The sequence below is a fragment of the Gordonia sp. NPDC003585 genome (genome assembly GCF_040610755.1).
GTDB lineage: Bacteria > Actinomycetota > Actinomycetes > Mycobacteriales > Mycobacteriaceae > Gordonia.
In genome coordinates this window covers 1-18,632 of the sequence record NZ_JBEXMX010000019.1, presented here as the reverse complement: position 1 = coordinate 18,632, position 18,632 = coordinate 1, and the positions used below count along the sequence as shown (strand labels likewise).

The 18,632-nt window shown below is 65.4% G+C and carries 19 protein-coding genes and 1 tRNA gene; 3 read left to right on the top strand and 17 right to left on the bottom strand.

All coding sequences use genetic code 11. The features are described 5' to 3' along the window. Positions 1–123 precede the first annotated feature (123 nt). Complete coding sequence (abc-f, locus tag ABZW74_RS07210; protein ID WP_355275246.1) at positions 124–1,785, bottom strand: ribosomal protection-like ABC-F family protein; 1,662 nt, start codon at positions 1,783–1,785, stop codon at positions 124–126. A gap of 137 nt (positions 1,786–1,922) precedes the next feature. Here abc-f and ABZW74_RS07205 point away from each other — a divergent pair, with 137 nt between their 5' ends. Further along, positions 1,923–2,144 (top strand): amphi-Trp domain-containing protein, encoded by a 222-nt coding sequence (locus ABZW74_RS07205; RefSeq protein WP_355275244.1) that lies wholly within the window; start codon positions 1,923–1,925, stop codon positions 2,142–2,144. A 236-nt stretch (positions 2,145–2,380) separates the two neighbouring features. On the opposite strand, the gene ABZW74_RS07200 is transcribed toward ABZW74_RS07205, so the two are convergent. From ABZW74_RS07200 to ABZW74_RS07180, 5 genes are all read right to left on the bottom strand, one after another. Next, positions 2,381–3,256: a putative toxin-antitoxin system toxin component, PIN family gene (locus tag ABZW74_RS07200; protein ID WP_355275307.1), complete on the bottom strand. Its 876-nt coding sequence runs from the start codon at positions 3,254–3,256 to the stop codon at positions 2,381–2,383. Between the two features lie 32 nt (positions 3,257–3,288). Continuing rightward, positions 3,289–3,507 carry a hypothetical protein gene (locus tag ABZW74_RS07195; RefSeq protein ID WP_355275242.1) on the bottom strand — a complete coding sequence of 73 codons (219 nt, stop codon included), beginning with the start codon at positions 3,505–3,507 and terminating at the stop codon, positions 3,289–3,291. Between the two features lie 250 nt (positions 3,508–3,757). Then, positions 3,758–3,830: transfer RNA gene (locus ABZW74_RS07190), tRNA-Ala, on the bottom strand. Positions 3,831–3,940: 110 nt separating this feature from the next. Next, complete coding sequence (locus tag ABZW74_RS07185) at positions 3,941–4,294, bottom strand: UBP-type zinc finger domain-containing protein (protein WP_355275240.1); 354 nt, start codon at positions 4,292–4,294, stop codon at positions 3,941–3,943. Between the two features lie 335 nt (positions 4,295–4,629). After that, the gene (locus ABZW74_RS07180; protein WP_355275238.1) at positions 4,630–5,376 is read right to left on the bottom strand and encodes a thioredoxin domain-containing protein; all 747 of its coding nucleotides are present in this window, start codon (positions 5,374–5,376) and stop codon (positions 4,630–4,632) included. A gap of 81 nt (positions 5,377–5,457) precedes the next feature. On the opposite strand from ABZW74_RS07180, the gene ABZW74_RS07175 reads away from it, so the two are divergent. Then, on the top strand, positions 5,458–6,186 hold the full coding sequence (locus ABZW74_RS07175) for a VIT1/CCC1 transporter family protein (protein ID WP_240861120.1): 729 nt from the start codon (positions 5,458–5,460) through the stop codon (positions 6,184–6,186). Between the two features lie 6 nt (positions 6,187–6,192). On the opposite strand, the gene pgm is transcribed toward ABZW74_RS07175, so the two are convergent. Continuing rightward, on the bottom strand, positions 6,193–7,836 hold the full coding sequence (gene pgm, locus ABZW74_RS07170; protein ID WP_240861118.1) for a phosphoglucomutase (alpha-D-glucose-1,6-bisphosphate-dependent): 1,644 nt from the start codon (positions 7,834–7,836) through the stop codon (positions 6,193–6,195). A 62-nt stretch (positions 7,837–7,898) separates the two neighbouring features. Here pgm and ABZW74_RS07165 point away from each other — a divergent pair, with 62 nt between their 5' ends. Then, positions 7,899–8,501 carry an alpha/beta hydrolase gene (locus ABZW74_RS07165; RefSeq protein ID WP_240861141.1) on the top strand — a complete coding sequence of 201 codons (603 nt, stop codon included), beginning with the start codon at positions 7,899–7,901 and terminating at the stop codon, positions 8,499–8,501. On the opposite strand, the gene ABZW74_RS07160 is transcribed toward ABZW74_RS07165, so the two are convergent. The 10 genes from ABZW74_RS07160 to ABZW74_RS07115 form a co-directional block, all read right to left on the bottom strand. Beyond that, positions 8,489–10,255 (bottom strand): long-chain-acyl-CoA synthetase, encoded by a 1,767-nt coding sequence (locus ABZW74_RS07160; protein WP_355275235.1) that lies wholly within the window; start codon positions 10,253–10,255, stop codon positions 8,489–8,491. The genes ABZW74_RS07165 and ABZW74_RS07160 overlap by 13 nt on opposite strands. 12 nt (positions 10,256–10,267) lie before the next feature. Beyond that, complete coding sequence (locus ABZW74_RS07155; RefSeq protein WP_240861115.1) at positions 10,268–10,990, bottom strand: hypothetical protein; 723 nt, start codon at positions 10,988–10,990, stop codon at positions 10,268–10,270. Positions 10,991–11,049: 59 nt separating this feature from the next. Further along, positions 11,050–12,009, bottom strand: a complete 960-nt coding sequence (locus ABZW74_RS07150) for an MlaD family protein (protein WP_355275233.1) — start codon at positions 12,007–12,009, stop codon at positions 11,050–11,052. Then, complete coding sequence (locus tag ABZW74_RS07145) at positions 12,006–13,055, bottom strand: MlaD family protein (protein WP_355275231.1); 1,050 nt, start codon at positions 13,053–13,055, stop codon at positions 12,006–12,008. The genes ABZW74_RS07150 and ABZW74_RS07145 overlap by 4 nt, the downstream gene beginning before the upstream one ends. Before the next feature lie 2 nt (positions 13,056–13,057). Continuing rightward, positions 13,058–14,131, bottom strand: a complete 1,074-nt coding sequence (locus tag ABZW74_RS07140; protein ID WP_355275229.1) for an MlaD family protein — start codon at positions 14,129–14,131, stop codon at positions 13,058–13,060. A gap of 34 nt (positions 14,132–14,165) precedes the next feature. Next, positions 14,166–15,206, bottom strand: a complete 1,041-nt coding sequence (locus ABZW74_RS07135; protein WP_355275227.1) for an MlaD family protein — start codon at positions 15,204–15,206, stop codon at positions 14,166–14,168. Then, positions 15,203–16,234 carry an MlaD family protein gene (locus ABZW74_RS07130; protein WP_355275225.1) on the bottom strand — a complete coding sequence of 344 codons (1,032 nt, stop codon included), beginning with the start codon at positions 16,232–16,234 and terminating at the stop codon, positions 15,203–15,205. The genes ABZW74_RS07135 and ABZW74_RS07130 overlap by 4 nt, the downstream gene beginning before the upstream one ends. Beyond that, positions 16,231–17,265 carry an MlaD family protein gene (locus ABZW74_RS07125; RefSeq protein WP_355275223.1) on the bottom strand — a complete coding sequence of 345 codons (1,035 nt, stop codon included), beginning with the start codon at positions 17,263–17,265 and terminating at the stop codon, positions 16,231–16,233. The genes ABZW74_RS07130 and ABZW74_RS07125 overlap by 4 nt, the downstream gene beginning before the upstream one ends. Then, positions 17,262–18,128, bottom strand: coding sequence for an ABC transporter permease (locus ABZW74_RS07120; RefSeq protein WP_355275221.1), 867 nt, complete (start codon positions 18,126–18,128; stop codon positions 17,262–17,264). The genes ABZW74_RS07125 and ABZW74_RS07120 overlap by 4 nt, the downstream gene beginning before the upstream one ends. A 21-nt stretch (positions 18,129–18,149) precedes the next feature. Then, on the bottom strand, positions 18,150–18,632 hold a 483-nt coding region (locus ABZW74_RS07115), incomplete at its 5' end, for an ABC transporter permease (protein ID WP_355275219.1).

The following is an 18,632-nucleotide window of genomic DNA, read 5'->3' as shown; positions in this document are numbered from 1 at the left end:
TTCGATCGTGTCGCGCCCGGCACCCCGGACACATCGGGTGGAAGTCTGAGAACCTCCCCCAATACCTGACCGCCGAAGTAGGGGTTGACCCCGAGGCCGAGTTGGCGATGGCCGCTGTCGCGCTCAGTGCTCGACTACGCGACCATTGTCGATCTGCCACGCGCGGTTGGTCCGCACCTTGGCCAGCATCCGCCGATCATGGGTGACCAACAGGAGGACGCCGTCGTAGGAATCCAACGCGGATTCGAGTTGCTCGATGGCGGGGAGATCGAGGTGATTGGTCGGCTCGTCGAGGACGAGGACGTTGGTACCCCGGGCCTGCAACAGCGCAAGCGCCGCCCGCGTCCGCTCGCCCGGAGACAACTCCCCGACCGGACGCTCCACGTGGTCGGCACGCAACCCGAACTTCGCCAGCAGCGTGCGAACCTCGGCGGGCGTGAAGTCCGGAACCAGCGCGCCGAACCGTTCGGTCAGCGGTGCAGATCCGGTGAATTGTCCACGCGCCTGGTCGATCTCGCCAATCGCGACGTTGGCACCGAGTTGCGCGGTCCCCTCGTCCGGCGAGAGTCGTCCGAGAAGCAGCTTGAGCAGCGTCGACTTCCCAGCACCGTTGGGACCCGTGATCCCGATCCGGTCACCCGCGTCGACCTGCAACGACACCGGACCCAAAGTGAAATCTCCCTGTCGCACAACAGCATTGTTGAGCGTGGCGACCACCGAGCTCGAGCGGGGTGCGGCACCGATGGTGAATTCGAGAACCCATTCCTTGCGGGGTTCGGCAACTTCCTCGAGTCGTGAGATCCGACTTTCCATCTGGCGAACCTTCTGCGCCTGCTTCTCACTCGACTCGGTCGCGGCGCGGCGTCGGATCTTGTCGTTGTCCGGGGCCTTGCGCATGGCGTTGCGCACCCCCTGGCTCGACCACTCACGTTGAGTCCGCGCCCTCGCCACCAAATCCGCTTTCCGTTCGGCGAACTCCTCGTATTCTTCGCGACGATGCCGACGCGCGACCTCACGCTCTTCGAGGTAGCTCTCGTATCCGCCGCCGAACACGGTGTTGGTGTGTTGCGCCAGGTCGAGTTCGATGATCCGGGTCACGCTGCGCGCCAAGAACTCTCGATCATGGCTGACGAGCACCACGCCGCCGCGCATGCCGCGCACCAGGTCCTCCAGACGCGTCAGCCCGTCGAGGTCGAGATCGTTGGTCGGCTCGTCGAGCAAGACGATGTCGAACCGCGAACACAGCAGCGCGGCGAGGCCGACGCGGGCGGCCTGCCCGCCCGACAGACCGGACATCAGAGCCGACTCAGGCGCCACCGACCCGACGTCGAGCCCCAGGTCCGCGAGCACTCCCGGCAGCCTGTCCTCGAGGTCGGCGGCGCCGGTCGCCATCCAGTGGTCGAGTGCCGCAGCGTAGACGTCGGCAGGATCCTCGCCACCCGGCGCGGGGTCTTCGGCGAGTGCCGCCGCCGCGGCATCCATCGCCGAAGTCGCTGCCGCACAACCTGTCCGCCGCGCGACGTACTGGCCGACGGTCTCGCCGGGCACGCGTTCATGTTCTTGCGGCAACCAACCGACGAACCCATCTGCCGGGGACCGCGTGACCGACCCCTCCAACGGGGCGAGTTCGCCCGCCAGCACTCGCAGCAGTGTCGACTTCCCCGCCCCGTTGGCCCCGACCACACCGACGACATCGCCGGGCGCAACTGTCAGATCGAGGTGGTCGAACAGCACACGGTGCGCGTAGCCGCCGGAGACATTCTTGGCGACGAGGGTTGCGGTCATGCAGACCATCGTCGCACTCCCGCACATAGTGCCCGTCTGCAGACGACTTCCGAGCACAGGAGTCGCATCCAGAAGTTCCCCAAAGCGTCGGCTCGCCGGTCCTGGACTGCCCGGTTCCCGTCGTCTCAGATGGTCGAATGAGCGATGAACTGTTCGAACACGAGACCAAGACCGAACTCAGCCGCGAGGAGGTCGCACAGCGACTCCGTGAACTCGCCGATGCGATTGCCCGGCACAACGAGGTCTCGTTCGTCCAGAACAACAAAACCGTGCGCGTCGACATCCCGCCACGGGTTCAGTTGAAATTCGAGATCGAGCGTGGCGAGGAGTCGGAGATCGAAATCGAGATCTCCTGGTAGCGGGAACAGGTCACCCGGGTAATCGAAACCCCCTCCGACGCAGGTCGGAGGGGTTTCTACTTGTGGAGCTAAGGGGACTCGAACCCCTGACCCCCACACTGCCAGTGTGAAGTCGGGTGCACTCGGATGTCTAGTGCGTATCGCCTTGTCTTGCGCGACAAGGGATTACGTGATTGTAGGTCTAGGCCGTGTCGGGTGGTGGCTCGGAGGCATAGGACAGAGTTAGGACACATTTATCACTGTCCTAGCGTTGGCCGAGGTCGGATTCGTTCAGGCTCGACGGTGCCACCGATCCCGAACACGCGCCAGTGATCCACCTCTGCGCCGGGGATGTCGGGTAGGTCGGGACACCGTTGCATTGTGGCGAAGATGGTGTCGGCCGGTAGCGCTACCTCCCCGACTGCACGGAGATTCGTTCCGGGATCTGGCGGAAGCTTGATATACGCGACATCGGGTGAGGCGTAATGCGGACGGGTCGTGAAGCCACGGTTGACAAGTTGCTCCCTCATCCATGGGAGTGCCCCGCGAAACGCCTCCACAGTCTCGGGGACGACAACAAACGGGAGCAATTCGTGAGCGTTCGGCTCTTGTATGACTGCCGCAAACGCCGAGTACGCCGCTATCACGCCACGGTTGCCCTCGGCCTCAATTTGTGCGAAGGACCGTTCTTCCGATCCCTCCAGGTATCCCTCGCCCCATTCGTGAATGAAGTCGAGAGCCGCTATCGCGGCCGCTGGCTTGCGTACGTCTAGGCCTGGGTAGTCGAGTCGTAGGACTGCCTTGTCTCCGCTCACCAGCATTGTCGCGTCTGAATCCTGGAACAGAGCAACCAGATAGTTGTCGTCGGGGTCATCGCAGACAAGGGGGATCTCATTGTCGGGTCGGTCATCGACCCAGTCGGCCACGATGCTCACGGCGTCAACGAAGTCGCGAACGTCATCGAGTGACAACCAACGTCGGAACTTCTCTCGCTCCAGCCGGGTCTCCAACTCGTCGCACAGATGATCCGACATGATGAGCGAGATTCGACCCCGCCGAGCAAGGTCGATGAGTTGTGCAGAATGGCCACTTGGACTGAGGGCCGCGCTGATGAGAGCGTTGGTGTCCAGCACAAGGACAACGGTCAACTATCCGCTACCTCCGGCTACCGGGCGTAGACGCCCTGGCGACGCTCCCGCCGGATGCGCTCGGTCTCGGCTTCGACTTCCCCGAATGCCGTGTCCTCGGGCAGTTCGCCCCGCTCCCGTACCTTGCCGTAGACGGCATCGAGAACAGCACCAGCCAGTGCGGCGTCGTCACCCTTCACTCCATAGCGTGCAGACAACCGCTTGAGAGCGTCGGCGCGCCTATCTCGCCTGCTCATGGGTTCCTCCTCCGCGTGGTGTCCAGCAAGTCTACCTATCCGACGACAGATGCGTAACGCGAACGACCTCGATGCCCAGATAGGCGGTTGGGCATCGAGGTGGTTGGTCATGCGGTCCGCGGGTTACGCGGCCGCGCGGCCACGCTCTCGAAAGCGGTAGGACAGAGTTTAGGACAGATCGGCCGTGTGCGAGTTCGTCTAGGACAGAAAGAAACCCCCTCCGACCGATGTCGGAGGGGGTTTCTACTTGTGGAGCTAAGGGGACTCGAACCCCTGACCCCCACACTGCCAGTGTGGTGCGCTACCAGCTGCGCCATAGCCCCGTATGCGGTTGTCGAGCCGGCCGAACCGGTGCTCCGCCCTCAAGAAGGGCACTGGCGAAATTACACCATCGGGGCTCAGGCGACCAAATCCCCCGACCAGGCATCGGCGGTCAGCGATGGATGAGCTGGTCCCAATTCGCGGGCACCCGGTCGCGTGGACCCGGCACGGTTTGATCGGCCGGGTGTTCGGTGGGTGGCACGAGCGCGGGTCCGCGAGCGAAGTCGCCGCTCCCGTAGTCGTAGAACCAGTCTTCACCGGGCTCGAAACTCTGCACGATCTGGTGACCAGTGCCCTCGGCGTGGGCGGTCGCGTGCTGCGACGGCGAGGTGTCGCAGCAACCGACGTGGCCGCACGCGGCGCAGCGTCGAAGATGGACCCACCACCCTCCGGACTGCTCACATTCTTGACAGCCCGGCCCACTCGGTGGGACGTCGGCGTTGATCTGCTCAACCGGCTCGCTCATGACCCCACGCTAGACCTCCACGCAGGTGAATGTGTCCCTCCCGCCGGCATTCGTGGAGGTCGGAGAAGCGCCCATCCCCTGGCGAGGTGACGTTGTTGTCTCACCAGCCCTTCGAGGCTCGTCGCTTGCGCTCCTCGCACCTCAGGAAGCGGTGGGTGCCGGCGTCGCTTGCGCTCCTCGCACCTCAGGGAGCGGTGGGTGCCGGCGTCGCTTGCGCTCCTCGCACCTCAGGGAGCGGTGGGTGCCGGCGTCGCTTGGGCTCCTCACACCTCAGGGAGCGGTGGTGGCGACTCGCCGAGCGGTGTTAGCTCACGGAGCGGATGCGACTCTTCGGGTCAGGCGTTGTCCGATCCGATGATGTCGTTGAGCCAGTTGGTGTTGCTGATGTCGACGGCCTCGCCGTTGTGCAGGACCGTCGGGGTGCCCGCTTGGTCGCCGAGGACCTTCTGCAGTTCCTCGAACGACGCGGTCGCCTTGTCGCCCGCTTCGCCGACCTTGCCGCCATCGGCGATGCACTTGGTGGTCGCGGGTGATGCGCCCTGTTCACCGGCGATGCGGGCGAGATCGGCGTTGGTCAGGTCGGAGCTGCCGCCCTCCTGGGGTTGGTTGCTGAACAGCGCCGAATGGAACTTGAGGTACACGTCCGTGTTGCCCTCGGCGGCGACGCAGGTCAGGGCGCCCGCGGCACGCACCGAGTAGTCACCCGAGGCCGACTTCTGGTTCAGGAAGTCGAGCGTGTGGAACCGCACCCGGATCTTGTTGCCGGTGATCGCGGCGTTGATCTGCTGGCCGTACTGCTTCTCGAACTGCCCGCAGATCGGGCACAGCGGGTCTTCGAAGAGGTCGATCGTCGGCGCGGTGCCCGGCCCGGCGATCATGGTCGCGTTCGCGCTGAGTGCCGAGTCGTCGGCGCTGCCCTTGTCGCGCTGGCTCCAGAAGATCCCGCCGATCACCAGCGCAGCCACCACCAGAATGGCCAACCCGCCGAGGATGTAGGTCATGCGGCTGGAGTTCGCACTCGGCTGATACTTCGACTTCGTGGTCTTCGGCACCGACGCCCCGGACTTGCGCTTGTCGTTCACGACGCTTCTTTCTCTCGGATTTCCTGCACTCGACTCTATCGGTCCAAAGATAAGAATCGGCTGGTTGATTACGATCACACCGTGAGTGACCCGCCTGCCGAGGAGTCCGGCCCCGAAGAGGTCGGCCACGTCCACGCCAACGTGGCCGGCGGTCGGGTGCGCGCAGCCACCTTCGGCGCGATGGACGGCCTGGTCACCAACATCAGTCTGGTCGCCGGTGTCGGTGGAGCCGGCGCCGACGCGCACACCATCGTGCTCTCCGGCGTCGCTGGGCTCGTCGCCGGCGCGTTTTCCATGGCGCTCGGCGAATTCACCTCGGTGTCGACGCAGAACGAGCAGGTCGACGCCGAAGTGCGCGTCGAACGTGACGAGTTCACCCGCCACCCCAAAGCAGAGCTCGACGAACTGATCGACGAGTTCGTCGGAATGGGCATGACCGAGGAGACCGCGACGGCCGCCGCCACCGAGATCCATCAGGACACCGAGCGGGCGGTCGACTTCCACATCACCCAGGAGCTCGGCGTCGATCCCGTCGAACAGCCGTCCCCATGGGTAGCCGCGGTCTCGTCGTTCCTGATGTTCTCGATCGGCGCGGTGATCCCGCTGATCCCCTACCTGCTGGGCTTCTCGTCGTTGACCGCCGGTCTGCTCGTCGGCGCTGCCGGACTCCTCGTGGCGGGCGGCCTCGCCGCCTACGTGACCCGACATCCCATGTTGCGAGGCGCCCTGCGACAGTTGGCCTTTGGCGCCATAGCCGCGGGCGCAACCTATCTCGTCGGCTGGCTCATCGGGGTGCCGGGCGCCGGCTGACCCAGCTCATCCCTGCAGCGCTGCGTCGACGACCTGTTGCGCCTCGGTCTGCACTTGCGCGAGATGCTCTGCCCCCTTGAAGGATTCGGCGTAGATCTTGTAGACGTCCTCGGTGCCCGACGGCCGCGCCGCGAACCACGCGTTCTCGGTGGTGACCTTGAGTCCGCCGATGGGCGCGCCGTTTCCGGGCGCCTCGGTCATGATCGCCGTGATGGGTTCGCCCGCGAGTTCGGTCGCACTCACCTGCGACGCCGACAGCTTGGCGAGCACCGCCTTCTGCTCCCGCGACGCGGGGGCATCAACGCGTGCGTACGCACTTTCGCCGTACTCGTCGGCCAACTCGCGGTACCGCTGCGACGGCGTCTTGCCGGTCACCGCGAGGATCTCCGACGCCAGCAACGCCATGATGATCCCGTCCTTGTCGGTGGACCAGGGACTGCCGTCGAACATCAGGAACGACGCACCTGCGCTTTCCTCGCCGCCGAAAGCAATACTGCCGCTGAGCAATCCGTCTACGAACCACTTGAATCCCACCGGCACCTCGAGCAGCGGCCTGCCGATGCCGTTGACCACCCGATCGATCAACGACGAACTCACCAGCGTCTTGCCGACCGCCGCACTCTCGGCCCACCCCGGTCGGTGGGTGAAGAGATAGTCGATGGCGACCGCCAGATAATGATTCGGGTTCATGAGTCCGCCGTCGGGCGTGACGATGCCGTGCCGGTCGGAGTCGGCGTCGTTACCGGTGGCGATGTCGTAGGAGTCCCGCGCAGAGATGAGTGACGCCATCGCATTCGGCGATGAACAGTCCATGCGAATCTTGCCGTCGGTGTCGAGGGTCATGAACGAGAAGGTCGGGTCGACCGTCGGGTTCACCACCGTCAGGTGTTGCAGGTTGTACCGAAATCCGATGCCTGCCCAGTAGCCGACGGATGCACCACCGAGGGGATCGGCGCCGATGTGCACCCCGGCTTCGCGGATCGCCTCGAGATTCACGACGTCTTTGAGCCCGTCGCAGTAGTTGATCAGGAACGAGAACTCTTTGACGAACTCCCCGGATCGGGCCTGTTCGAACGGGATTCGCTTCACATCGGCCAATTTGTTCGCCAGGATCTCGTTGGCACGCGCGGCGACCACCGAGGTGATCGTCGTGTCCGCAGGTCCGCCGCTGGGCGGGTTGTATTTGAAGCCGCCGTCGCGCGGCGGATTGTGCGACGGCGTGACGACAATCCCGTCGGACAGCACGCCCGGATTGTCTCGGTTGAACGTCAGGATGGCCCGGCTCACCGCGGGAGTCGGTGTGAACGAGTCACTTTCGGCGGTGAGCGTGGTGACCTCGTTGGCAGCCAGCACCTCGAGAGCACTGCGCCACGCGGGAATCGACAACGCGTGCGTGTCGAAGCCGATGAACAGTGGGCCGGTGATGCCCGCGCCACGCCGATACTCGACGATCGCCTGCGTGGTGGCCAGGATGTGGGCTTCGTTGAATGCGGTGTCCAGGCTCGAACCTCGGTGCCCGGAGGTTCCGAACACCACTTGCTGAAGCGGATCACCCGGGTCCGGCACGTTGTCGTAGTAGGCCCGTTCCACGGCCGCTACATCGATGAGGTCTTCGGGCAGGGCCAACGTACCAGCGCGAGGATGTGCCATGGTTCGAATTCTGCCACCATGACACGCCTGCGCGCAGCAACGATAGCGTGTTGATCGTGTTGATGAAGTCGCCGAGCAATCCCCGGCTGATCGTCCTGGTGGCACCGGGTGGGACCGATCGCAGCTACCGCCCATTCAGCCCATGGCAGAGTTCGGCCCTGCGGATGTACCCGTTCACCTGGTCGATCCGTGCGCGCTTCGGCCGGGCCGTCGCAGTCCGCCAGCTGCGCTACCGCGTCTACGGCTGGAACGGCGACCAGGCCAGTCCGATGCTCTACGCCCGGGCGGCGCTCGAGGACATGTGCCGTCAACACCCCGGAGTGCCGGTAGTCGTGATCGGCCATTCGATGGGCGGCCGCGTCGCCGCCGGTCTTGCCGAGGATCGACGCGTCGTCGGGGTGCTCGGACTGGCCCCGTGGTGGCAGTACGCCGATTGGCGGTTCATCAACCCGGGTGCCCGCGTGGTCGCCGTGCACGGCGACGCCGACGAGCGCACGTTCGCACGCCGCACCCGCAAGGGCATCGAGGAACTGCGGGCGCAGGGATTTCGCGCCGAGTTCGTCCCCGTGCCCGGTGGGGGCCACTCGATGCTCGACCACATCCTGTTGTGGCAGGGCGCCGCTCTCGCGTTCGTCCGGCAGGCACTGTCGGATCAACGTGGCTGAACGCTTTGTCGCGCTTGCACCACACCGTCGAATTCGACGTAGGTATCGCCCCGCAGCACGTACAGCGGATCGTCCCCGACTTCGGAGTACGCCTCGCGACGTAGCTCGGTCCGTGTGCGCTTGAACGTCGACGTGTGTTCGAGATGGTCGACGATCCGGACGAACAGCGGCACCGCGTAGCCGGGCAAGTTCGCGCGCACGCGCTCGGCGAAACCGTCGGGATCGAATTCTGCGTCGGCCTTGAGGCTGACGGCAACCATGCCGGCCTTGCCGTCGGCATCGGGTATCGGCACCCCGAAGACAACCGCCTCGTCGACCTCCGGCTGAGCATCGATGACGGCTTCCACCTCGGTCGTCGCCACGTTCTCCCCCTTCCACCGAAAGGTGTCACCGATCCGGTCGATGAACTCGATGTGCCAAAAGCCTTGGTCGCGAACGATATCCCCGCTGTTGAACCAGCTGTCACCCTTCTTGCGCGCATCGGTGATCACCTTTCTGCGCGACGCGTCCGGATCGGTGTAGCCGTCGAACGGGATGAGTTTGTTGATCTCCGCGATCAGCAGGCCGGTACCGTGCCGTCCCACCGGGATCACCCGTCCGTCCGGGCCGCGCAGCGGTTCGCCGGTCTCCTCGTCGTACTCGACGATCGCGTACTTCATCGGCGAGAAGCCGGCCGTCCTGGACAGTCCGAAGATGTTGATGAAACCGATGTTGGCTTCGCTCGCCGAGTAGAACTCCACGACCCGGTCGATGCCGAAGCGCTCGGTGAACTCGTCCCAGATGTCGGGGCGCAACCCGTTGCCGACCGCCAGGCGCACCCGATGCGCGCGATCGGTCGGTCTCGGTGGCTGCGCAAGAAGGTATCGACAGAGTTCGCCGATGTAGCAGAACGCGGTCGCATCGTTCTCGATCATCTCGTCGAAGAATCGCGACGCCGAGAATTCTCGGCCGACCGCCAGACAGGCACCCGCCACCAGGACTGAGGACACCGAGACCGTCAGCGCGTTGTTGTGATAGAACGGCAGCGCCGTGTACATGACGTCATCTGATCGAAGCCGGATGCCGAATCCGCCGATGCCACCCATCGCGGCGAGCCAACGATAGTGACTCATCTTGCTGGCCTTGGGATATCCGGTGGTCCCGGAGGTGAAGATGTAGAAGGCGGTGTCGTCGGCCGATATCGTGTCGGTCACCGCCGGATTCTTCGACGAGCAGCCTGTGGCCCGACGATGCAGATCGGCGAATTCCATCTCGATCGGCGGCCGCGCGGTATTGGACACCGACTCCAGCGCTTCGAACAGATCATCCTGGTAGACAACAATCTTCGCGTCGATGAGCCCGAGACTGTGTTCGAGCACCTGGCCGCGCTGATGGAAGTTCAGCATTCCGGCGATCGCGCCGATCTTGACGATGGCCAGCATCGTGATGACGACGTCGGGATGGTTGCGGGAGAGCACGGCGACCACGTCGCCGCGCGAGATCCCCTGGCGTGTGAGGAGATCAGCGATTCTGTTGGCGTGCTCGTTGGCTTCCCGGTAGGCGATCGATCTGCCTTCGAAACGAAGGAAGTCGCGGTCGGCGAACTTGTGGGCGTTCTGCGCGAATCGCTTGCCGATGGACATCTTTGCCGTCGGCAGTTGCGGAATCGCCGACGGCAGCGCTCGCAGCATCGTCGGGATGTCGCCGCACAACGAGGCGATCCCGCACACCATGTCTCGCAGCCCGATACTCTGCCCTCCGCTGTTGTCCGGCATCGCTTCTCCTGCTCACTTGCCCGGTATCGGTGCCACTCCCCCGCTGATGTCGCTGATCCGCCAGCCGTTCTTCTCGATGGTGATCGGGTACAGCGCGGTGGTCTTGACCCCTTGAGGCGACTGTACGTTGCTCGTCGTGACGTCCACGAACACCTGAACCTCGTACTTGCCGTCGTGCTGCGCGGTGATGTCGCTGCCCACGAGCGACCCCGTCGACGTCCACTGCAACTGTCCGAGCAGGTCGCGCAACGCCGGTTCGCTGCTCGAGAACTGCCCGGCGAGGCGGTCGTTGACGCCGCGGCGCAGGCTGGCGAACCAGGGGTCGAAGTTGCGGTAATCGATGTGAGCGGCAGCCACCGCATAGTCCGCGGCCACCTGCTGAGCATGCAGTGCGTCGGCATTCTGCGATCGTTCGGCATCGAGCTGGGTTTGCAGCGATCGCATCTGCCAGAGCGATACTCCGGTGACGACCAGCAGCCCGACGATCACCACGGCCGCGGCCCACCGGATGACACGTGGCGACCGCAGGGTGCTGACAACACTCGAGCTGCCCGTGGTGCCGGCATCGGACGGCTTCGACTTCGCCTTGGACACCGCCGCTTCGGTTACGGGCGCTTCGGTAGCGGCTGCTTCGGTCTCGGTTTCAACGGCGTCGGGGATGGCAGTGTCGCTGTCGGCTACCTCGACGGCGCCGGGGTCGTTGTCCTGCGTCACTTCGGTGTCGTTGTCTTTCATGGGTTCTCCCGGGTCGGAGGATTCTCTTGATGAGCTTGTGTCTTCGGTGCGATCGGGGTTCATCGTGGCGGCACCACCCGTATCCGGAGCACGCCGTTCTCGTCGACCACCTGCAGGCCCGCTGCGGCAACCGCCGCCAGATTCACGCGCGCCGCGGGCGCGACCGCCGTCAGGGTGGGTTGCAGGACGCCGATGATGGCGGCCGCGTCGGGCATGGTGGCCGCGAGGTACTCGCCGATCTTCTTGGTGAACGGGATGATCACGTCATACCAGCCCACCGCGCCCTCGGTGGCGGTCGCCAGACCCGGCAGCAGGCTCCACAGCGTCGCGAACGGCACGTTCATGTGCGCAAGCTTCGGCGCGGTCTCGCGCAACACCGGCCCGATCCGATCGGCCCGTGAGCGCAAGAGAAGTTGTTGCACATGGTCGAACACCCCGGAGAACTCGGTCCGATAGGTGGTGACGGTGCGGGCGGTGCGCTCGGCGAAGTCGCCGATGCGGGCCAGGTCGGCATCCCGGCCCTGCCACCCCGACGTGATGGTGCGGGCCAGCTCTTCCAGCGTCTCCGGGTCGAACTGCCCGGTCAGACCCCGCATGTGTGCCAGCATGTCGGCCACCCCGATACCGGGATCGATGTTGTCGCTCAGCACATCTCCGTCCGAGATGTAAGGTCCGTCCGCATCGGTCGACGAGAACTCGACGTACTGTTCGCCGACCATCGACAGGTTCGCCACCCGAATGGATGCGCCGGCCGGGATGTCGGCATTTGCGTCGATGCTCAGGTGGGCGCGCAGACGGGTGCCATCGGTGTCGATCGACGTCACCTTGCCGACCTCGATCCCGTTGTACAGAACCGCCGAATTCGTCTGCAGCCCACCGGACTGCGCGAGCTCGACGATCACAGAATCCTTCTCCGCCAGCGGGTTCACCCGCAGCACACCGACCGAGAGATAGATCGTCAGCAGGATCGACACAATGACAAGCAGCACGAGGCCACCAATGGCGCGAGACTGCTTCATTTTACGGCTCCGATCATCCGCAACACCGCCGCGACGGTCGAGGTGTCCACGGTCGACGGACCGGTTCCCCGACCGTCGGCGGTGGTCACGTCGACGACGTCGACCGACGGACTTCGCAGCCAGGGAACGATCCGATCCCGCAGCAGGGCGTCGACCCGTGCGATGTCCGACGGCGCACCCGAATCGAGGCGTACCGCGGTGTCCACCAACGGATTGACCACAGCTATCAGGCCTTGCAGCGTTGCGTATCGCGGCACCACCAGGTCGCCGATCGGGACCACGTTGGGGCCCAGGGCATTCAAGACATTGGACAGTCCGAGGAAGGCCGACACCGCGCCACTCACGCGGCGCGGCCCGAATTCGAAGGAGAATCCGAGGGCAGCGGCGTTGGCGTCGAGAGTGCGCGAGATCTCGGCCACCGACGCGATGATCTGCCGGATCGACGCGCTCTCTGATGTGCTGCGCGCGATAAGTGCGCGCAGCACCTCGTTTCCGGTGTCGCGGTCGGTCACATCGGCCGGGAATGCGTTGTTGGCGTTGGTGATCAATCGTTGCAGTGTGGCGACCGTCCCGCCGTTGGCGAGCGCGGCGACGCCGCCGAGCAATTCCTCGACCTGGGGCGCGACCGAACTGTGCGCGAGATCGATCACGCCGCCGTCGGGCAGGTCGGAACCCGCACGTGATTGCGGCGGAGTCAGCGCGATGTAGAAGTCACCGAGCAGAGTGGCCTGCCGCAACTCGGCGGTGCTCCCGACTGGGATCGCAACGGCCTCCTCGACGTCGAGCATGGCGATGGCGACACGACGTCCGTCGCGTGTCCCCAACCGCACCTCGCGGAGCACGCCCACCCGAGTGCCGTTCAGCAGAACCTTGCTGCGCGCCGGAAGATTGAGGACAGAGGCGAATTCGACCGACAGGGTTCGGCTCGCGCCGTCCACCCGCGTTCCGGGCAGCGGCAGATCGGTCGGCTGCATCGAGCAGCCGGACACCATCACCACCACTGCCGCAATCAGAGTGAGCACGAGTCGTCGATTCCGACCGTTCATCTTCACCGCCCTCCCCGCGCCGTACCGAGCACCATTGCGACGAGCGCGAGATCGACGGTGTCGGTGCGTCCGGCGACCGGACGACACGCTCCCGGCATCGCGGCATTGACCGTGCGGCACACCACGGGCGACGACGCGGCAACCCGAACCCGCGGGGGCGCGACCGTCACGCCACCGGCCTTGGCACCCTGAGCGAGAATGCGCTGCAACCCTGCCGACACCGGCGGCAGCTTGCGCAGGATGCCCACGATGGTCTCGACCGGTACGCGGTCGAGCAACGGGACGAGCACGTCGAGCACCTTGAACACGTCTGGCGAGTAGGTGCGAATGAGACGCAGCAGTGACGGTGTCAGCTTGGTTGTGTCGACCACCGCCGGGTTCAGCACGGAGAACCATTCGTCGAAGGTCACTGCGAACTCGCCGAGCTTGGTCAGTCCCAGTTGCAAAGCAGGCCAACGCTCGACGAAGAATCCGGTGAGTTCGCCGACGTTGGTCAGCAGGGACCGGAGTTGTGCGTCGCGCAGTGCCGGATCACCCAGCGCCGCAGCAAGTCCCCGGACGGCATTGTTGAAGTCCGGACCGGTCCCGCGCAGCGACTCGTTCACCCGGTTCATCGCGTCACGCACGATGTCACGCCCGCGCCCCGACGTCGACGCGGCCGCGGTCACCTCCCGAGACAGTTTGTCGAAGGCGGCGTACGCCTCGCTGACGCTCTTCGGTGTGTGCGTCCGATCCAGGGGGATGCACTGGCTCAGATCCCACGCCGGACCGGTGACGCGACCCGACGGAAATTCCAGATGCCGGTCGGTGACAATGGAGTCCGACGTCGTCACCGCGGACACGTCGGCGGGCAGCTCGACACCGTCGTCGAGGTCGAATCGCACTTCGACATGGCCCTGCGACGGTGCGATCGACGTGACCTCGCCCACCCGAACGCCGCGCATGGTCACGTCGTTGCCGGGATACAGCCCGACGGCATCGGCCATCTGGGCGCAGCCGCTGCGACCGTCGGTTTCGTCGCCGAGGAACATCGCCGTCACCGACACCACGAGTGCGATCGCCACGAGTGCGCTCAACAGGATCCTCGGCCGTAAGAGTCGTGTCACTTCCTCAGCACCTCCGTCCCGCGCTGGGGACGCAGAGTCCGCCACGGGCCAGGCTTTGCGGCGTCACCGTGACGCCGGGCACCTCGACCACCACCGCCGACCTGTCCACGCCTGCTGCGCGTCCCGGAAGGCCGAGTGCGACAGCGACATCGGAGACCACGGTCCTCAACTTGGCCAGCAGCTCGTCGATTCGGCCCGGCTGCTGCTGCAGCGTCCGCACCATCCCGAGCACCTGTTGCAGCGGCGGCTCGATGGTTCCGGTGAATGCATCGACCGGCTTTCCGATGAACGCGAACAGGGCGCCGATCGATCGGACCGTCTCCACGCCTTCGGCTTTCACCTGGTACGCCTTGGCTCCGACGAAGCCGATGAGGCGCAACATCTCGACCAGGCGCGCCCGCCCGCTGTTGAGCCCGGCCATGTACTCGTCCGTCAGGGCGACGGCGGCGTCGAGGTCGCGGCCCCGATCGCCGATCGAGGTCGTCAGCTTCCGCATGTCGGCGATGATCTCGCGGATCGCGCTGGGCTGACCGTCGAGCGCCGCGGTCACCTTGTCCAGGGTCTGCGAGATGGTCACCCCGTCCACGCGGTCGACGACCTGTCCGGAGTCGGCGATGACGTCGGCAAGGGTGTAGGGAACGGTTGTCCGATCTACCGGTATCGGATTGCTGCCCAGCGGGTTACGACCCGCCGGGCGCAGGGCCACATAGTGGCCGCCGATGGCGGTGAGCAGTCGGACGTCGGCGGCACTCTGGTCGCCGATCGCGAGGTCGTCGTCGATGCGCATCGTGACGTCAACTCGGTCGGGATGCAGCGTCACCTTTGACACCTCGCCCACGGTCACACCGGCGATCCGCACCTCGTCGCCGATGCGCAGTCCGCCGCTGGTCTCCAGTCGCACCGCAATCTCGCGATGCCCGAAAGGATCCAGATAGATCACCCCGCAGACCACGGCCAGCGCGATGGCCATCACTATCCCGATGAGACCGATCCGCACCTGTCTGCGCTCGACCGATCGTTCGTCGCGTCGCACCTGCTGGGTCATCGGCACATCACCACCGGCACGCCGGCCAACAGCACCTTGGTCATCGGCGACGGAATCGCCTCGCCCTGTGAGCACGTCAGCTTCTTCTGCGCTGCGACGCGCAGTGACCCGTCGAGCGCGTCGATGAGTGACGGCACCTGCGCGAGCAACGCGGTCGCCGAGTTGACCCCCGGTACCCACGCGCGCAGCAGACGGTCGACGTCGGCATAGTTGCCGTAGTAGGCGCCCTCGAGTTGGCCGAGTAACTGTCGCACCGGACCCAGGCTGCGAGCCGCGAGCCGCATCGAAACCTGCGTCTTGGCCGCGGACGCCGCCAACACCCCGAAGGCGTCACCCATCCGCGCGATCAGATCGTTCAACCTCGGTGACTTGTACCGGATCTCGGCGGCCACGCGGCCGAGCTGGGTGATGATGGTCGCGATCATGGCGGAGCGGTCGGCGACCACGCCGGTGAGTTGTCGCAGCTGTTCGAGAACGGACCCGACGTCGGGACCGCGGCCTTCGACGACGGCAAGGATGTTGGTCATCAACGAGTTCAGCTGTTCGGGTTGCAGCGTGCCGAACAGCGGTCGCAGACCGTTGAACATCTCGGTGATGTCGAACGAACCGACCGTGCGCGCGACGGGGATGACCTCCGACGGCGGCGTCGTCCCCTGTCCGGCGCCGTCGGTGGTCAGGTCGATGTAGCGTTGCCCGACCAGGTTGAGGTAGCGAATGGCAACCTGGGTGTTGGCGTACACATGACTGGTCGTCGTCACCGAGAATCGCACCTGCGCAGTCATTCCCCCACTACTGCGACCGTCGGTGCCGGTCAGTTCGATGGACTCGACCTTGCCGACCCGCACACCCAGTTCGCGCACGTCGTTGCCGACGGAAAGTCCGGAGACGTCGGTGAACTGCGCTGTGTAGGTCTGCTGGTCACCGGACACCGATGGGTTCAGGGCCTCGACGATCACCCACCCGGCCACCAGCATGGCAACCACGAAGACCACGAAACCCGCTGTTGCCCAGGCACTCACTCGATTCATCGGGTACCGCCCATTCCGGCGAGCACGGAGGTGATCTGCGGGAGCGATGCGAGCGTGGCCCCCACCCGGAGACGAACCGCTCCGCTGTCCTTGGGGAACGCGCGCTCGAGCCGGCCGATCAGCTCGTGAATGTCGGCGGCCGACGCCGGCACGGTGGAGAGGGTGTAGCCCAGGGGCGCACCGAGAGTCAACGACGCGTCGAGGACGGTGGCGAGTTCACGCGGGTTGTGCCCGACTACCTGCCCGAGGGTGATGAAGGTCTGCACCAGGCCGGTGAGCGCACCGGTCACCTTGGCGGTTTGAACCGGATCGGCATACATCTCGGTCTTCTCCACGAGCGTGGTGAACAGGTCGACGAAGGGTTCGGCGAGACGGTCGGCACCGTGCAGGGTGTCCGCGGAGATACGCAGCACATCGGCGAACGGCATCCGCTGATGTTGTTTGGCCAGAACGAACAGTTCGAAGCCGCCGGATATCAAGGGAGACAACTGGTCCACCACCTGATCGAGGCGGTTGATCATCGCATTCACGTCGTTGCCCGTGAGTGTCGTGGTGATGGAACCGATGTCGCGGAGCACCGCAATCGCCGACACCCCAGCGGAATCCGCATCCACAGCGACGACGTCACCGGCGCCAACGGCCGGCCCCGGAGCGACCGGCGTCAACTCCACACCGACCACGCCGAAGATGTTCGAGGGCACAAATCGTGCCGTGAGTTGTCCGTCGATCCCCCGCGCCTGATCGGCGTCGAGTGCGACGGTCATGCGCTGCTGTCCATCGTCGGTCACCTCGACGTCGTCGACACGCCCGACCAGCAGTCCCCGGTACTTGACGTCGGCCCCGGCCGTGAGACTGTCGGCCACTTTCGCTGAGGTGAGGGTGATCTCGACGTCATCGTCGAACGCGCGCTGCGCATACAGCGCGATCGGGATGGTCACGATCGCGACGATCGCGACCATCGCGAGACCCCACACCGCATGTCGGCCGGTGCTGAGGCCACGGCCGGAGTGATCGACGGGCGGGCCGATCATCCGGAGAACCTGAATCCGACGTCGGTGCCCCAGAACACCAGGGTGAGCAGCATGTCGAGGACCACGATCAGGATGAAGCTGAACTTGATGGCGCGTCCGGTCGCCGCGCCCACGCCTTCGGGCCCGCCACGCGCGTAGAAGCCCTGATAGCCATGCACGAGGACCACCGCGACGATGAAGACGACCACCTTGATGACCGCGTAGAAGACGTCGATCGGCCTCAGGAAGGCGTTGAAATAGTGCTCGTAGGTGCCCGACGATTGGCCGTGGAATCCGGTCACCACCCAGGCGCACGTGAGGTACGCCAGCACCAGCGTGATCAGGAACAGCGGGATGATGGTGACCACCCCGGCAATCGCACGGGTGGTCACCACGAACGGAATGGGCGTCACCGCTTGGGCTTCGAGGGCGTCGATCTCCTCGGAGATGCGCATCGCGCCGATCTCGGCGGTCATTCGACAACCGGCCTGCGCGGCGAAACCGATGGCGGCGACGATCGGTGCGATCTCGCGCGTCGTCGCATAGGCCGAGAGGAATCCGGTGAGCGGTCCCATCCCGAACATGTCGAGAGATCCGAAGGCCTCCACGCCGATCGAGCCACCGACCGATGCGCCCAGCACCACGAGCACCGCGACCGTACCGCCGCCGACGATCACCGTCCCGCTGCCCCACATCATGTCGCCCAACACCGCGAGTGTCTGATTTCGGTAGTGGCGCAACGTATGTGGAACCGCTCCGATCACCTGAGCGGCGAACCGCAACTGATGGCCGAGCATCGCGAGCAACCGGCCGGGCAGACTTGCCGCGTCGGCCAGCCGGCGGGCGCGGGGATGCGCGTTAAGATAGAGGTCCAGACCCGTCATCGCCTCACCCGATTCATCGCCTCACCCGATCCGGTTCTCTACGAACATCGAAAGAATCTGCGTGGCAATCAGGTTGAGCACAAAGCTGGCCACCACGGACAGGACGACGGTCGCGTTGACCGCGTCGGCCACCCCGCGTGGCCCGCCCTTGGCCTCCAAACCACGCTGACAGGCAATCGCGACCACGACGATGCCGAAGATCTCGGCCTTCGCCAGCGCCGCCCACAGATCGGTCAGTCCGGCAAATTCGCCGAAGGAGCCGATGTAGCTGCCCGCGGCGCCACCCTGGAACGCCACGTTCACGAAGTAGCCGGTCGACACACCGACGAAGATGATCTCGATGCAGATGAGCGGTGCCACCACCATGACCGCGAGCAGGCGTGGGGCGATCACCCTGCGCGCCGGATCCATGCCCATGGTTCGCAGGGCGTCGATCTCGTCGCGGACGGTGCGTGCGCCGAGGTCGGCCGCCACCGCGGAACCCACGGCACCGCCCATCAGCAG

Excerpts from the sequence above, each read along its gene's own strand:
- ABZW74_RS07195 (WP_355275242.1), bottom strand. The coding sequence starts at position 3,507 with ATGAGCAGGCGAGATAGGCGCGCCGACGCTCTCAAGCGGTTGTCTGCA.
- ABZW74_RS07165 (WP_240861141.1), top strand. The coding sequence starts at position 7,899 with ATGAAGTCGCCGAGCAATCCCCGGCTGATCGTCCTGGTGGCACCGGGT.
- ABZW74_RS07125 (WP_355275223.1), bottom strand. The coding sequence starts at position 17,265 with ATGATCGGCCCGCCCGTCGATCACTCCGGCCGTGGCCTCAGCACCGGC.
- pgm (WP_240861118.1), bottom strand. The coding sequence starts at position 7,836 with ATGGCACATCCTCGCGCTGGTACGTTGGCCCTGCCCGAAGACCTCATC.
- ABZW74_RS07150 (WP_355275233.1), bottom strand. The coding sequence starts at position 12,009 with ATGAAGCAGTCTCGCGCCATTGGTGGCCTCGTGCTGCTTGTCATTGTG.
- abc-f (WP_355275246.1), bottom strand. The coding sequence starts at position 1,785 with ATGACCGCAACCCTCGTCGCCAAGAATGTCTCCGGCGGCTACGCGCAC.
- ABZW74_RS07155 (WP_240861115.1), bottom strand. The coding sequence starts at position 10,990 with ATGAAAGACAACGACACCGAAGTGACGCAGGACAACGACCCCGGCGCC.
- ABZW74_RS07135 (WP_355275227.1), bottom strand. The coding sequence starts at position 15,206 with ATGACCCAGCAGGTGCGACGCGACGAACGATCGGTCGAGCGCAGACAG.
- ABZW74_RS07185 (WP_355275240.1), bottom strand. The coding sequence starts at position 4,294 with ATGAGCGAGCCGGTTGAGCAGATCAACGCCGACGTCCCACCGAGTGGG.
- ABZW74_RS07205 (WP_355275244.1), top strand. The coding sequence starts at position 1,923 with ATGAGCGATGAACTGTTCGAACACGAGACCAAGACCGAACTCAGCCGC.
- ABZW74_RS07145 (WP_355275231.1), bottom strand. The coding sequence starts at position 13,055 with ATGAACGGTCGGAATCGACGACTCGTGCTCACTCTGATTGCGGCAGTG.
- ABZW74_RS07120 (WP_355275221.1), bottom strand. The coding sequence starts at position 18,128 with ATGACGGGTCTGGACCTCTATCTTAACGCGCATCCCCGCGCCCGCCGG.
- ABZW74_RS07160 (WP_355275235.1), bottom strand. The coding sequence starts at position 10,255 with ATGCCGGACAACAGCGGAGGGCAGAGTATCGGGCTGCGAGACATGGTG.
- ABZW74_RS07130 (WP_355275225.1), bottom strand. The coding sequence starts at position 16,234 with ATGAATCGAGTGAGTGCCTGGGCAACAGCGGGTTTCGTGGTCTTCGTG.